Here is a 14109-nt window from a genome sequence, read left to right as displayed (position 1 = left end):
GGCTTTCAGTGGTTGCTGTAAGCCCTAGAACCGCACCGACATGCTGAGGGTGCCGAACTGGTCGGGGGCGTCCTGCTCACGGAACTCCTCGGTACGCCAGAGGTGGGTATAGGCGAGGCGCACGCGCTCGCCCAGAGTAATGGCGAGCCCGGCTTGCAGGTCGGCCACCAGCGGGCGTTTGTCGACGCTGTGGCTGTCTTCGAAGGTGTTGCCGTCGAGGAAGATGTTCTGCAGCACCAGCCGGCCCTCGACTCCCGCGAAGAGATACCAGCCGATCGCATCGTCCGGCCGGAAGTAGTCCGAGCCCGGCAGGTTCGGGCGCAGCTTCGGCGGGCCGTAGTCGCTGGGAAGATCCTCGCCGATACGCAGGGTCAGGCCGCCCGCACCATAGGTGTAGACGTTACCCAGCGCGCCGCCCAGGTGGGGCGTAACGTCGAAGGCCAATTCGTCGAGTATTTCCAGGTCGGTGACTTCGGTTTTCCAGAGATTGCGCCACTTGCGCTCATAGTAGAGGACAATGCCGGGCTCGTTTTCGAGCTGGTTGTCCCAACCCTCGGGCGTGGTGATGTCGAGCAGCCGGTGCCATTCGGTCTGGACCTGCTCCGCCAGGGAGGCCGGACCGACGATGCCGACGTTCAGCTCCAACTGATCGAGGCGGCTGCCGTTCTCGGAAACCAGGCCGATCCCGCCATAGAGCCATCCGGCATAGGGCCTGTCGTCCTCAATCAGATCGCGTTCCTCGATGCGCTCCGGCGTAAAGATGTCCTGGCCGAGGCTGTAGCTGACCCGAAGATTGCCGTCTTCCGGGAAAAGCGGCAGGGCCTTTGCGGCCGATTCGATAAAGTCGGGTACATGCCCTTCCGGCGAGAGGGCGGAAAACCGTGTTCCGTGGGTAAAGTGACGGTCCGATCCGCCGAACATGTCGTTGCTGAACTGCAGGGAAATGATCCAGGATTCGTCCGGTTTGTCGGGTTCGTTTTCCTCCGGGTCGGACTCCTGGGCAAAGGCGGGCAGGGAGGTCGCCGGCGCCAGCGCCAGGGCGATCAGGCCGGCGAGGACAAGGCCGTAGAAGCGCCGCCGCGGTGCGTCGTATTCTCGGATCGGATTCATGGCAGACGACCCCATCTCATCATCAACGTCTCCCCGACAGAAGTCCTAGCCGCCGCCGGGCCGCTTGGCCAGCCCTTCGCTGCGCTGGCCCAAGAAAGCCACGGAAGAGGCGGCCCGCCGGGCGCCCTCGCGCCTGTACGCCCCGCCTGTACGCCAGGGGGCGGGTTTGCTATTGTGCGCCGCGAAAACTCACGGGAGATATCGAGATGACCGCCTGTATCGTCGGCTGGAGCCACACCCCCTTTGGCAAGCATGAGGGTGAGGATGTCGAATCCCTGATCGGCCGGGTCGCAACCCAGGCGCTGGATGATGCCGGTCTGAGCCCGGACGAGGTCGATGAGATCGTGGTCGGTCACTTCAACGAGGGCTTTTCGCAACAGGCCTTTCCGTCATCCCTGGTGCTTCAGTTCGATGAACGCTTTCGCTTCAAGCCGGCAACCCGCGTCGAGAACGCCTGCGCGACCGGTTCCGCCGCCATCCACCAGGGGCTGAAGTCGATTGCCGCCAAGTCGGCGCGCTTCGTGCTCGTCGTCGGCGTCGAGAAGATGACCGGCATACCCGGCAAGGAAATCGGCGAAGTGCTGTTGAAAGCGTCCTACCTGAAGGAAGACGGCGGTATCGAAGGCGGATTCGCCGGGGTCTTCGGCCTGATCGCCCAGCAATACTTTCAGAAGCATGGCGACCAGTCCGATGCGCTGGCGCGGATCGCCGCGAAGAACCATCGCAACGGAGTCGCCAATCCCCTGGCGCAGTTGCGCAAGGACCTGGGCTACGACTTCTGCCGCGAAGTCTCCGAGAAAAATCCGCTGGTGGCCGGCCCGCTGAAGCGCACCGACTGTTCCTTGGTGTCCGACGGTGCGGCGGCGCTGGTCCTGACCGATGTCGAGACGGCGCTTTCCATGAACAAGGCCGTCGTCTTCCGCGCCGCTCAGCAGGTGAACGACTACCTGCCGATGAGCAAGCGCGACATCACGCTTTTCGAAGGCTGCGAGCAGGCCTGGAACCAGGCGCTCGAGGCGGGGGCGGTGAAGCTGGACGACCTGAGTTTCGTGGAGACCCACGACTGCTTCACCATCGCCGAACTGCTGGAGTACGAGGCCATGGGTCTCACCAAGCGCGGCCAGGGTGCGCGGGCGATTGCCGAGGGCTGGACCGAGAAAGACGGTAAGCTGCCGATCAATCCTTCGGGCGGCCTGAAATCCAAGGGCCATCCGATCGGGGCGACCGGGGTTTCCATGCATGTGATGACGGCGATGCAGCTGACCGGCACGGCGGCGGATATGCAGGTGAAGGACGCCAAGCTGGGCGGCATCTTCAATATGGGCGGCGCTGCTGTCGCCAACTACGTTTCGATCCTCGAACCGCTGCGCTGAGGCCGGGTTTCCGGGGAGAGCAGTCTATGGGCAACGTGATGAACCTCGGGCGCCTGCTGTCCGATACGGCACGACGTCTGCCCGGCGGGACCGCCCTGGTCTGGGGCGCGCAAAGCTGGACCTGGGCGGAAACCGATGCCCGCGTGAATGCCCTGGTGGCGGCCCTGCGCAAGCGCGGCCTCGGTAAGGGCGACCCGATCCTGGTGCAGGCCCGCAACAGCAATCAGCTTTTTGAATCTCTCTGGGCAGCCTTTAAGCTGGGCGCCGTCTGGGTGCCGACCAACTATCGCCTGACCCCGCCGGAAGTGGCTTACCTCGCCACATCCTCGGGTGCCAAGGCCCTGATCTACGACGATGCCTTTCCGGGCCATGCCGATGCGGTGCGGGCCGCCTCCGAAACCCTCCAGGTGACCCTTGCCATCGGCAGGCCGCGCGATGGGGAGTCTTCCTTCGATGCGCTGATCTCGGAAGACTTGGGCGCCACAGAGATCGAAGCCGAGGTCGATCATGACGATCCCTGCTGGTTCTTCTACACCTCCGGCACCACCGGCCGGCCCAAGGCGGCGGTGTTGACCCATGGTCAATTGGCTTTCGTGGTGAACAATCACCTGGCCGATCTGATGCCGGGCACCGGGCCGGAGGACGCGTCTCTGGTGGTCGCACCGCTCAGCCATGGTGCGGGGGCACACGCCTTGTCACAAGTTGCCAAGGGCGCCAAGTCCGTGCTGCTGGCGGGCGACCGTTTCGACGAGGAAGAAGTCTGGCGGCTGGTCGAGGAACACCACATCACCAACATGTTCACGGTGCCGACCATCCTGACCCGCATGGTGCGGCATCCGGCGGTGGACCGTTTCGACCATGCCTCGCTGCGCTATGTCATCTATGCCGGGGCGCCGATGTACCGGGCCGACCAGAAAGAGGCGCTGGAGAAACTCGGTAAAGTCATCGTGCAGTATTACGGCCTGGGCGAAGTGACCGGCAACATCACGGTGCTGCCGCGCGAAGATCACAGTCTGGACGATAAGGAGATGCCCGTCGGTTCCTGCGGCTTCGCCCGCACCGGTATGGAGATCGCCATCAAAGACCTGGAGGGAAGGCGGCTCGGCCCGGACGAACAGGGCGAGATCTGCGTGCGCGGTCCAGCGGTCTTCGCCGGCTATCACAACAATCCCGAGGCCAATGCCAAGGCGCTGAAAGACGGCTGGTTCCACACCGGCGATCTTGGCCGTCTGGATACCCGGGGCTTTCTCTACATCACCGGCCGCGCCTCGGACATGTACATCTCCGGCGGCTCCAACGTCTATCCGCGCGAGGCGGAGGAACTGCTGCTGACCCATCCGGCGGTGGCGGAGGTGGCTGTGCTCGGCATACCCGACCCGGATTGGGGCGAAAGCGGTGTCGCCGTGGTGGTGACCGAGCCCGGGCAGGCGGCCGACGAAGCCGAGTTGCTGGCCTTCCTGAAAGACAAGCTGGCCCGCTACAAGCAGCCCAAGCGCGTCTTCTTCTGGGATGAACTGCCCAAGTCCGGCTACGGCAAGGTGCCAAAACACCTGATCCGCAACGAGCTGTTCGCACGCGGCGACCTGACCGAGGTGGCAGCCCAATGAGAACCCTGGTTCAGCCCGGCGCCGCGCTGCAACCGCGCCGCATGCTGGAGTGGGCGGCGCCTGCCGGTGATCTGCGCGTGGAACTGAGCGTCGGTCAGGATCTGCTGCGTGGGCTCGTGACAGCCCTGGCGGCGCGGGAAGTGACTCACGCGGCGGTTCAGGTGCTTTCCGCAGACATCGCCCGTATGGCTTATCTGACCGGGGCGGAGGATGAGACAGGCGAACGCGTGGCGACCTATGGTGCGCCGACCTGGCTGGAAGGCCCGGTCACCCTGCTCGGCGCCAACGGCATTCTGGGGCCCGGGCCCGACGGCGACACCCTGCTGCATTGCCATGCGGTGGTGGTCGATGCGGAGGGCCGGCTGCACGGCGGACATCTGCCGCCCGGTGACTGCCTGCTCGGGCCCGGTGGCGCCGTGGCGCTGGCGACGCCGCTGCGCGAGGCGGCCTTTGCCGCTGCCTTCGACAGCGAAACCAACTATCCCCTGTTTCAGCCGCGAAAGATCCCGGCATGAAAGAGGGCGCTGTTTTCGAGGAAGGCCGGCTCGGGCGGATCGCCGTGGTGCGTCTTCGGCCCAACGAGGACCTGGTGACGGCGATAGAGACCGCCTGCCGGGAGCACGGGCTGCGTCATGCCATCGTACGCTCGGCGGTCGGCAGTCTCGTTGACGCGGTGCTGGAGACCGGCGAGCGGACCGTGGCGGTGCCGGGACCGGGGATCGAGATCCTGACCTTGAGCGGCGAGCTGCGCTCTGGAACCGATGGCGGGATCGCCGCCGATCTGCGCGGCACCATTGCCGATGGCAAGGCGCAGGTCTACGGCGGTCGCTTCCGCCGCGGCGAAAACCCGATCTGCATTACTTTGGAACTGGTTCTGCAGGAATGGTTGCCGGCTTGACCTTGAAGCCGTTCGCGCGACGGCAGAGCAAAAAACAGGAGTGACTGGGCGTGTTCAAGGCGATTCTTCTACAGGAAAACGACGGCAAGGTTTCGGCGGAACTGGCGGAGCTGGATGACAGCCGGCTGCCGGACGGCGATGTCACGGTGGCCGTCGACTATTCGACCCTGAACTACAAGGACGGGATGGTCTTGAACGGCATCGGCCGTCTGGTGCGCAACTATCCCCATGTGCCGGGCATCGACTTCGCCGGTACGGTCGAAGAGAGCAGCCATCCCGATTACAAGGCCGGCGATGCGGTGGTGCTGACCGGCTGGCGGGTCGGCGAAATGCACTGGGGCGGCCATGCCGAAAAGGCGCGGGTGAAGGGCGACTGGCTGGTGCCGCTGCCCGCCGGGCTCACTGCCAAGCGCGCCATGGCGATCGGTACGGCGGGTTTCACGGCCATGCTGGCGGTCATGGCTCTGGAAGATCACGGCCTCGACCCTGCTAAGGGCGAGGTCCTGGTGACCGGGGCCGCCGGCGGTGTCGGTTCGGTCGCGGTCGCGGTTCTGAACAGATTGGGTTATCAGGTGGCGGCCTCCACAGGGCGCGCCGAAACCCACGACTATCTGAAAGGGCTGGGGGCGACGACTCTGATCGACCGCGGCGAAATTGCCGAGCCCTCCGGCCGTCCCCTGGACAAGGAGCGCTGGCAGGCCTGCATCGACTCCGTCGGCGGCTCCACGCTGTCCTGCGTGCTGCCGCAGATCGCCTACGGAGGCTCGGTGGCGGCTGTCGGCCTGGCCGGGGGCAGCAATCTGGAAACGACGGTGCTTCCCTTTCTGCTGCGGGGCGTAAATCTCTTGGGTATCGACTCCGTCATGTGCCCGCTGGCGCGGCGTAAGGCGGCATGGGCGCGGCTGGAAAAGGATCTGCCGATGGACAAGCTCGACGGCATGATCAACGAAGCCGGACTGGCTGATCTGCTGACCCTGGGCGGCGACATCCTGAAGGGGCAGGTGCGCGGGCGTGTCGTCGTGGATGTGAAGGCCTAGGCGCGGGATGACTGAGCAGGTGGAAAACCAAGCGGCAAGCGTCAGCGTTGAAGAAGCCCTGCCCGGACAGGCGGTCTATACGCCGGCCAGTCTGCGAATCTATGATTTCTTCGTGCTCAGCTTTTCCAATCGCTTTCTTTGGAACTGTCCGACCTCAGAGCTTCTGGCACACTACGATGCCAACGTCAGCGGCAACCATCTTGATGCCGGCGTGGCCACAGGCTTCTTTCTCGATCGCTGCCGCTTCCCGACGGCGGAACCGCGCCTTGGCCTTCTGGACCTCAATCAGACCTGTCTGGAGACGGCGTCGCGGCGAGTCGCGCGCTACGCGCCCGAGGTTTACAGGGCCAATGTGCTGGAGCCCATTGCCATCGATGCACCGGCTTTCGAGAGCATCTCCGTGATGTACCTGCTGCACTGCCTGCCCGGGCCCATGGCGCGCAAAGCGGTTGCTTTCGGCTACCTCAAAGCCCATCTGGCACCGGGCGGAAGGCTGTTCGGCGCGACCATCCTGGGCCGCGGCGTCGAACACAATGCGCTGGGCAGAAAGGTCATCGACATCTATGCCTCCAAGGGCATCTTCGGCAATGCGGAGGACGACGAGGACAGCCTGCGCCAAGCGCTTGCCGATCACTTCGCCAAGGTGGACCTGCTGATGCGTGGCCGCGTGGCGATTTTCTCCGCCTACGACTGAGCGGCCGCCTCATAGCCGCCGCCTTGGTTGCATGCCGTAAGCACAGAGTTCATTTTCTGAAAGAAGGGTAGATTTATGGGTATTGAAGTCGGCGGGATTTTTGGGCTTTTGCTGTTGGTCGCCAACATCTGGGCCATCGTGAAGACCGTGCAAAGTGGAGCTTCGACCGGTGGCAAGGTGTTCTGGATCGTTCTTATTCTGATTTTGCCGTTGCTGGGCTTTATCATCTGGCTGCTGGCCGGGCCCAAGGGTTAGTGCCCCGGGGTTGTCATTGGGGAGCCGTTACCGGTCTCCATGGTTGTTTCGCACTGGCCTTTCCTTGACGGTCTGGCTAGTCTTTTGCGGCAGGCAGTGAGGATTAGAAGGGCGTAATACCTTTGACCAGCCTGCGCAGCAGCACAACGGCGCGCCAGAATGCAGAGCGCCATCAACCAAAGGGGAAGCGCGTGTTCAAGACTTTTGCCCTGGCCGCCCTGGCCGCTCTTTTTGTGACAAGCCTGACGCTGCCGGCCCAGGCACAGTTCAATCCTTTTCAGCGCTCCGGCTTTGAGCTGACGCAGAAGGATATAGAGTTGCTGGTCGCAGCGGCGGCCAAGCTCTACCAGGGGGAAACGGCCGAGGTCGGAACCGTCGAGACCTGGTCCAACGAGACGAGCGGCAACACCGGCGCCGTTCAACTGATCAGAGTCTTCGAGCACAAGGGGCTGACTTGCCGGCGGTTACAGCACGACATCCAGGTCAGCAAGGTCGCCAATACCTTCCGCTACATTTTCGACCGCTGCAAAACAGAGTCCGGTGAGTGGAAGGTGCTCTGACCCAGCGCTGGGAGGGATCTGCCGGACGACTAGTTCTTCAGGCCGATCAGTTCTTCAGGCCGATCAGCCCGCGCGCGTAGGCCAGATCGACGCTGTCGAAGCCTTCGGTAAAGCGTCTGTAAACGCCTTCTAGAAGTTCGCCCGCCGGCGCCGCTTTTCCTTTCTTCTGCCACAGCTTTGCCTGGCTGCAGGCGGCGCGCAGTTCCAGGGACAAGGCGCCCTGTGCCACGGCGATCTTGCGGGCTTCGAGAAAGTGGTGTTCGGCAAAGGCGTCCTGGCCGCAAGCGGCGTTCAAAAGGATCTCGCCCAACATCCGGTGCGCCTCGCTCTTGGCCCAGTGATGCTGCCGCCGCTCACTGATTTCCTCAAACACCTCGTTGATCACGCAGCGAGCCTCGTTGTGAAGGCCCGCTTCGGAGAGGCATTCCGCGAAAAGCGCATAGTGATAGGGCTCCCGCGCCGTGCCGCCGCTGCGCTTGGTGAGATCGAGGACGCGGCGCATCTCGTTGAGCGCCTCGCGCTCGCCACTTTCTTTGAAACGGCACCAGGCCAGGGAGAAACGGCCGATGTTGGCGTGCATGGCAAACCCGAGTTCTTCGCCCAGTCGGCGCAGCTCTGCAGCGACAGCCTTCAGCGCCGGCCGGTCTCGGGCGGCAAGATAGAGGTCGGTCGCATTCAGATAGGCGCTGGCAAGGCTGGGCCGGTGATTCAGGCTTTCGGCCAAAGCAATCGTGGCCGTCATCTCACTGACCGCCGAATCAAGCGCGCCCTGGAGCCCCAAGACGATGGCCCGGGTGCCCCGGGCGCAACAGATCGGATCGTGACCGCCGAACAGGTAGTGCGGCGCGGTGTGGAAGCTCTGATCGGCGAGGGCCATGCCGGCTTCGGTATGGGCCATTGCCTGCGCCAGCGAGCCCGTGAAGCGGGCCGTCGTCCAGATCGCCTGATGGGCGTGGAAGTTCAGCTCCACGTCCGGGTCCTTACCTGCCAGATCGAGTAACTCGTCGGCCAGATTTTCCGACGACTGGAACCGCGCGTTCATGACCGTATAGTGCCAAAGGCCCCAGAGGGCGACGAAACCCTCCCGCGCCTCGGCGATGCCGCCGCTGATTTCACGGGCCTGACGATAGACCTCGCCAACCGCCGGAGCGCCCGCACCCTTGAGGTTCTGCAGGACGGCACCGAGATCGATGAGGATCGCCAGCTTGGCTTCCGCCAGGCTGTTGTCCGATGGTTGTCGGTCGATCAGCTCGATCGCTGTCTCATAGTGTGCGACCGCCTCGACGCCGGTGGCCTTGGCCGCCGCCTTGCGCCCTGCGGCATGCCAATGGGTGACGGCCTCCAAGGTCCTGCCGGCTTCGGTCAAATGGCGGGCGAGAATTTCCGGACGCTGATCGACGAGATCGGCGAAGTCATTTCTCAATGCTTCGGCAATGTCCAGGTGCAGCTTGCGGCGCGCCTTGGCGACCAGTCCGAGGTAGGCGACATCCTGGGTCAGGGCGTGCTTAAAGGCGAAGATGTGGTCGGGCGCGCCATGACGCTGGTAGAGCAGTTCGGTCTGCTGAAGGCGTTGCAGAGCCTCGCGACGCGATGAGGGGTCCAGCCTGTCGACCTTCTCCAGAAGCTTCAGGGGAATGCGGGCACCGATCACAGCCGCGATTTGCAGGAGATGCTTGTCGAGGTTCGGCAGGCGGTCGATCCTGGCGGCAATGACGGCCTGTACGGTGTCGGGAATGCTGCGGGTCTCTGTTGACTCACCCGGGTAGGTGAATGCCAGTTCCTCCAGAAAAAAGGGGTTGCCCTGGGCCCGCGAGACGACGCCCGCGAGGGCGTCCGGAGGCAGCGCCGACTTGCGGGGAACCGAGCGGATCAATGCACTGCTGTCCGCCGGGTCGAGCACCGGGAGCGCGATCTGAGTCGCCGTCGAGTGGCTTTGCCATGGGGCATGATATCCCGGCCGATGGGTCACGAGCATGAGCACGGACTTGCCGGTCAGGCGCATTGTCTGTTCCTTCAGCCACGCCTCGGAGGTCGCGTCGATCCAATGAAGATCCTCGATCAGCAGGACCAGGGGCGACCGTTCCGCCGCCTTGGCCACCAATCGGTGCAAGCCTTCGAAAATAAGTTGCTGTTTCTGCTCGGCGGCAAGGCTGTCGGCAATCCTGCTGTCAACGGGCAGGCCCAGGATTTGCAGCAGCAGCGGCTCCGTTTCCGTCTGCTCCACACCGACCTCGCCCAACTTCTTGGAAAGGCGCTCGGCCAGCGTCCTGTTCTCGACGCCGGAGTCCTTGGTGCAGATTTCCTGTAGCAGGCGGGCGAGCGGAAGGTAGGGGCTGCTTCGGCCATGCGGCAGGCAATGGGCACGCAGGACCCGGACCTCGGTATCGGCGAGGGTTGTTTCCAGCTCCGAGGTGAGCCGCGACTTGCCGATCCCCGGATCGCCGGTCACGTTGATGACCTGTCCCCCGCTCAAGGAGAGGGAACCGATGCGCGCGAGCAGCATGTCCAGTTCCCGTTCCCGGCCGACAAACTTGCTCAAAAAGGGCTGGCCGCGCCGCGGCACGCCTGACCGGCGGTCGGTGAAGGCGTGGACCTGAAAGGCCCTCACCGCATCCTCTCCAAGGCCGAAGCGGCTGGAGATGATCTCCGAGCCAACCATAGTGCAGGTCTCGGCACTGGCCAGCAACACACCGGCGGGGGCGCCGATCCGCAGTTGCTTGGCCGTCTCGGTCGTCACCCCAATGGCGGTGAAGATTTCCTGCGAGCCCGCTTCACGGAGGCCGACAACGGCCGGCCCGGTATGAATGCCCACGGAGAGCCGCAGCTTCTCGGTACCGTTGAACAGCGGTATCGACTCTGCTTCAAAGCGGCGCATCAGCTCACGTGCCGCGCCGATAGCGGAGCGGGAATGATCCTCCAGCGCCCGCGGCGCGCCAAAGAGTGCGACCAGACCGTCGCCGAGCCACTGCGCCACGGTACCGTCGTAGCGGCCGATGACCTCTCGGGCGATGTGATGCAGATGGTCGATGCTGTCCGCCATCGCCTCCGCGTCCAGCCGTGCGGCCAGGGCGGCCGCGTCGCTGATCGCGCAATCCAGAACTGTCACTTGCTTGTGCTCGCGCCCGAGGACGAAGATTGCCGGCTCGTCCGATGGTGGGGCCGGGTCATCCGGCTGCCTCGGCTCTGGGGTATCGGGGGTCGCCTGTTGAAGCGCCGGCAACAGCCGATAGCCGGCTTTGGGCACGGTTTCGATGTAGCGCGGCCTGCGCGCAGAGTCATTGAAGGCGCGGCGCAGCTCGGCGATGGCCTGGGTAAGCACTTCCTCGCCGACCGTCACTTCGGGCCAAACCTGGTCCAGCAGGTGTTCGCGGGGCACAACAGCTCCCCGGGCCTCCGCCAGGATCGTCAGGACCAAAGCGGCTTTCGGCGAGACCCGCCGTGCCTCGTCGCCCCGGCTGAATCGCCTGGTTGCCGGGTCTATCTGCCAGTCACCTACCTGAAAGGAAGCTGCCGGGGCCGACAGCCTTGCTAAGTTTGATCGCTCTCCCACGCGTACTCCCACTCCCACTGAACGCTCACCCCTTCCTAGCGCCTACCCAGGGAGCGCTCCCACATTCCGTAATGGGTCCGGGATCATGATGAGGCTTTGTTTCAGTCGCATTTCGCTTTGACACTGAAGACCCGCCCCGGATCACATCTTCGTGAGAGCGATCACGCGCGCCGGGGCGCCCGGCCGGCCGTGGATGGAAGTTTCACATATTTCTTTTCTTTTCTTCAGGTCTTCGCCGCGCCGTGACGATTAGCGTCGCGCCGAATGGAAGGCCGGAGCCCAGCCGTAGCCCAAGGGCGCCACCGGCTGACGGATTTTCCCAGCTATTTCAATGACCAGAAGCTTACAAGAAAGAGGTATAATAATGGCGTTACAGCTTAACCAAACCGCCCCCGACTTCACCGCGCAAACCACCGAGGGGTCGATCAGCTTTCACGACTGGATCGGCGACAGCTGGGCGGTGCTGTTTTCACATCCAAAGGACTTCACGCCCGTCTGCACCACCGAACTGGGCTACATGGCCAAGCTGAAGCCGGAGTTCGAGAAGCGCAACGTGAAGGTGGTGGGTCTCAGTGTCGATCCGATCGAGGATCATGAGCGCTGGGCCGCCGATATCGAGGAAACCCAGGGCTACGCTCCCAACTTCCCCCTGATCGGCGATGCCGACCTGAAGGTCGCCAAGCTCTACGGCATGTTGCCGGCCACGGCCGGTGATACCGCCAACGGCCGTACGGCGATCGACAACGCCACGGTGCGGACGGTTTACGTCATCGGGCCGGACAAGAAGATCAAGCTGATGGTCGTCTATCCCATGAGCACCGGCCGGAACTTCGACGAAATCCTCAGAGTCATCGACTCGCTGCAGCTCACCGCCAATCATTCCGTCGCCACGCCGGTGAACTGGAAGCAAGGCGAAGACGTGATCATCGTTCCGGCGTTGAAGGATGAAGAGGCCCGCAAGAAGTTCCCCGACGGCTGGCGGGCGCCGCGCCCCTATCTGCGGATTGTCGCCCAGCCGGATTGACCCTCTGTTCGGCCCGGTCGGGCAGGGAAGTCGCCGCCAGGCGGACCAAAGGAAGTTCACGACAATGCAAAGCGACTTGGAAGCGGCCAAGGCGAAGGCCGAGGCCACCTATAACTCAGCCGCCGATCTCTTTGATGCGGGTTCCAACGGCTTTTGGGCACGCCACGGCCAGGGAACCGTCGATCGGCTTGATCTGGCACCCGGCGCCAGCGTGCTCGACGTCGGCTGCGGTACCGGCGCTTCGGCGATCCCGGCGGCCGAGCGTGTCGGCCCGCGCGGGCGGATCATCGCCGTGGACCTGGCCGAGAACATGCTGGCCCAGGGCCGCCGGGCCGCGGAGAAGAGAGGTCTGACGAATATCCAGTTCCGCCGCGGGGATATGACCGGCCTCGGCTTCCCCGACATGCACTTCGATGCGGTGGTCAGCGTCTTTTCGATCTTCTTCGTTCCCGACATGGAACGCCAGATAGCCGAGCTTTGGCGCATGCTGCGTCCGGGTGGGCAACTGGCCATCACCTCCTGGAAGGCGAGTTTCCTGGCGCCTTGCGTGGAACCCTTCTGGGACGAGGTCGCGCGGCTGCGCCCCGACCTGCGCCGTGCCTTCAACCCCTGGGAGCGGATCGATAATCGCGACAGCTTTCACCGGGTGCTGAAGGCCGGCGGTCTGTCGAACATCGAGATCGAAGATCACCCGGACCGCCAGGAACTGGCCGATGCCGAGGACTGGTGGACCGTCGTGCTGGGCTCCGGTCTTTGCTGGACGGTCGATCAGATGCTGCAGGCAGAGGCGGAAAGCCTGTGCCGGGCAAGCGTCGCCTGGGTCGAGGACAACAACGTCACATCCTTCGATACCTCGGTTTTGTTTGCCAGAGCCCGCAAGGCCCAGGCCTAGGCCGGGGTCCTTGCCGCAGGGCCCAGGAAGGGCGCAGCGGAATGCAAGAGTGGTGGGGCGACGGCAAGACGCTCCCCCTTTTATTGACGAGCCGGCGGCCGCTCAGGCCGCCTCATTTTGACGAAGAGGAAGTATACGATGACCATATTCAGTTTCAGGCTCAGTCGCTTTCTGGCGCCCCTGGCATTGGCAGGGCTGACCGCCTGCGCCAGCCATGCGGCCGACCAGGGCTATGCCAACAATGATCTTCTGACCGATACCGAGGGCCTTCGGGTGATGATGGAGACGGGAGCCGTCAATATCGTCGATGTGCGCCCGAGGGAGGCTTACGATGAGGGGCATATCCCAGGTGCCGTTCATCTGGGTGCCGACGATGTTATCGATGCCGACAGCCACGTTTCCGGCGATCTGCTGCCTCACGAAACCCTGGTTCGGATGCTTGGCGAGCGCGGGATCGATAAAGACACGCCGGTCGTTTTCTACGACGACAAGGGCGGCTTCCACGCAGCCCGGCTGTTTTGGATGGTCGAGTATTTCGGCCACCGCCAGGCCAGCGTGTTGAACGGCGGGTTTCCGAAGTGGGTCGCGGAAAAGCGGTCTGTTACCAAGGAGGTTCCCCAGGTGACCGCCCGGGCTTTTGCCTATACGCCGACCCCCCGGCGTCTGGCGACGGCGGACTGGCTGTTGGACCGCCAGGATGACGACTCGGTGGTGGTGATCGACGTGCGGCCGTCGAAGCTCTACGAAGCCGGTCACATCCCCTGGGCCAAGTCCATTCCCTGGAAGCAGAATCTGGCCGCCGACGGCACGATGAAGCCGGCCTCGGCACTGTTGAAGCACTTTGCCGGCCTGGGCGTGACCCGGGACAAGAACGTCGCCGTTCACTGCCAGAACGGCAAGGCCGCGGCGCATTCGTACTTTGCCCTGCGTCTGCTCGGCTTCCCCCGGGTTCGCAGCTACGACCGTTCCTGGGCGGAGTGGGGCGCTGCGGAGGATCTTCCGAAGTCGGCCGTCACCACCGGCGGCTGACGCGTGGCGATCAGGCGACCTCTCCATTGTACGGTGTCCCCCCGTGTACCTTGGCCGGAGAGGTTGCCTGGCTCGCCGCG

The 14109-nt window shown here is 64.0% G+C and carries 13 protein-coding genes; 11 read left to right on the top strand and 2 right to left on the bottom strand.

Translation table 11 applies throughout. The annotated features are described in order from the left end of the window. Nucleotides 1-24 precede the first annotated feature (24 nt). The gene (locus ACP146_RS16665) at nt 25-1110 is read right to left on the bottom strand and encodes a lipid A deacylase LpxR family protein (protein ID WP_422367875.1); all 1086 of its coding nucleotides are present in this window, start codon (nt 1108-1110) and stop codon (nt 25-27) included. Nucleotides 1111-1316: 206 nt separating this feature from the next. Between ACP146_RS16665 and ACP146_RS16660 the strand changes: the two genes are divergently transcribed. From ACP146_RS16660 to ACP146_RS16625, 8 genes are all read left to right on the top strand, one after another. Further along, a complete protein-coding gene (locus tag ACP146_RS16660) occupies nt 1317-2483 on the top strand; it encodes an acetyl-CoA acetyltransferase (protein ID WP_422367874.1) in 1167 nt (388 codons plus the stop codon). Between the two features lie 26 nt (nt 2484-2509). After that, entirely contained in the window at nt 2510-4090 is a 1581-nt protein-coding gene (locus ACP146_RS16655; protein ID WP_422367873.1) for an acyl-CoA synthetase, read from the top strand. Continuing rightward, nucleotides 4087-4605, top strand: a complete 519-nt coding sequence (locus tag ACP146_RS16650) for a PCC domain-containing protein (RefSeq protein ID WP_422367872.1) — start codon at nt 4087-4089, stop codon at nt 4603-4605. The genes ACP146_RS16655 and ACP146_RS16650 overlap by 4 nt, the downstream gene beginning before the upstream one ends. After that, nucleotides 4602-4988: a PPC domain-containing DNA-binding protein gene (locus ACP146_RS16645; RefSeq protein WP_422367871.1), complete on the top strand. Its 387-nt coding sequence runs from the start codon at nt 4602-4604 to the stop codon at nt 4986-4988. Before ACP146_RS16650 ends, ACP146_RS16645 begins: the two co-directional genes overlap by 4 nt. Before the next feature lie 50 nt (nt 4989-5038). Further along, nucleotides 5039-6025 (top strand): MDR family oxidoreductase, encoded by a 987-nt coding sequence (locus tag ACP146_RS16640; protein ID WP_422367870.1) that lies wholly within the window; start codon nt 5039-5041, stop codon nt 6023-6025. Nucleotides 6026-6032: 7 nt separating this feature from the next. After that, nucleotides 6033-6719, top strand: coding sequence for a methyltransferase type 12 (locus tag ACP146_RS16635; RefSeq protein WP_422367869.1), 687 nt, complete (start codon nt 6033-6035; stop codon nt 6717-6719). A 75-nt stretch (nt 6720-6794) separates the two neighbouring features. Further along, entirely contained in the window at nt 6795-6974 is a 180-nt protein-coding gene (locus ACP146_RS16630; RefSeq protein ID WP_422367868.1) for a PLDc N-terminal domain-containing protein, read from the top strand. Nucleotides 6975-7165: 191 nt separating this feature from the next. Further along, the gene (locus ACP146_RS16625; protein WP_422367867.1) at nt 7166-7534 is read left to right on the top strand and encodes a hypothetical protein; all 369 of its coding nucleotides are present in this window, start codon (nt 7166-7168) and stop codon (nt 7532-7534) included. A gap of 46 nt (nt 7535-7580) precedes the next feature. Here the strand turns inward: ACP146_RS16625 and ACP146_RS16620 are convergent, their stop codons facing one another. Next, the gene (locus ACP146_RS16620) at nt 7581-11084 is read right to left on the bottom strand and encodes an AAA family ATPase (protein WP_422367866.1); all 3504 of its coding nucleotides are present in this window, start codon (nt 11082-11084) and stop codon (nt 7581-7583) included. A 364-nt stretch (nt 11085-11448) separates the two neighbouring features. On the opposite strand from ACP146_RS16620, the gene ACP146_RS16615 reads away from it, so the two are divergent. The 3 genes from ACP146_RS16615 (at nt 11449) to ACP146_RS16605 (ending at nt 14029) form a co-directional block, all read left to right on the top strand. Then, entirely contained in the window at nt 11449-12108 is a 660-nt protein-coding gene (locus ACP146_RS16615) for a peroxiredoxin (protein ID WP_422367865.1), read from the top strand. Between the two features lie 64 nt (nt 12109-12172). Then, complete coding sequence (locus tag ACP146_RS16610) at nt 12173-13000, top strand: class I SAM-dependent methyltransferase (RefSeq protein WP_422367864.1); 828 nt, start codon at nt 12173-12175, stop codon at nt 12998-13000. A 138-nt stretch (nt 13001-13138) separates the two neighbouring features. Continuing rightward, nucleotides 13139-14029: a sulfurtransferase gene (locus ACP146_RS16605; protein WP_422367863.1), complete on the top strand. Its 891-nt coding sequence runs from the start codon at nt 13139-13141 to the stop codon at nt 14027-14029. The last annotated feature ends 80 nt before the right edge of the window (nt 14030-14109 follow it).

The sequence above is a fragment of the Pelagibius sp. genome, from assembly GCF_965249265.1.
Lineage (GTDB): Bacteria > Pseudomonadota > Alphaproteobacteria > Kiloniellales > Kiloniellaceae > Pelagibius.
Note: the sequence above shows the minus strand (reverse complement) of the source record. Positions and strands in the feature narration are given on the sequence as shown.

Bases quoted from the DNA above. Each gene is read 5' to 3' on its own strand.
- ACP146_RS16660 (WP_422367874.1), top strand. From the start codon at position 1,317: ATGACCGCCTGTATCGTCGGCTGGAGCCACACCCCCTTTGGCAAGCAT.
- ACP146_RS16655 (WP_422367873.1), top strand. From the start codon at position 2,510: ATGGGCAACGTGATGAACCTCGGGCGCCTGCTGTCCGATACGGCACGA.
- ACP146_RS16635 (WP_422367869.1), top strand. From the start codon at position 6,033: ATGACTGAGCAGGTGGAAAACCAAGCGGCAAGCGTCAGCGTTGAAGAA.
- ACP146_RS16630 (WP_422367868.1), top strand. From the start codon at position 6,795: ATGGGTATTGAAGTCGGCGGGATTTTTGGGCTTTTGCTGTTGGTCGCC.
- ACP146_RS16665 (WP_422367875.1), bottom strand. From the start codon at position 1,110: ATGAATCCGATCCGAGAATACGACGCACCGCGGCGGCGCTTCTACGGC.
- ACP146_RS16645 (WP_422367871.1), top strand. From the start codon at position 4,602: ATGAAAGAGGGCGCTGTTTTCGAGGAAGGCCGGCTCGGGCGGATCGCC.
- ACP146_RS16650 (WP_422367872.1), top strand. From the start codon at position 4,087: ATGAGAACCCTGGTTCAGCCCGGCGCCGCGCTGCAACCGCGCCGCATG.
- ACP146_RS16615 (WP_422367865.1), top strand. From the start codon at position 11,449: ATGGCGTTACAGCTTAACCAAACCGCCCCCGACTTCACCGCGCAAACC.
- ACP146_RS16605 (WP_422367863.1), top strand. From the start codon at position 13,139: ATGACCATATTCAGTTTCAGGCTCAGTCGCTTTCTGGCGCCCCTGGCA.
- ACP146_RS16610 (WP_422367864.1), top strand. From the start codon at position 12,173: ATGCAAAGCGACTTGGAAGCGGCCAAGGCGAAGGCCGAGGCCACCTAT.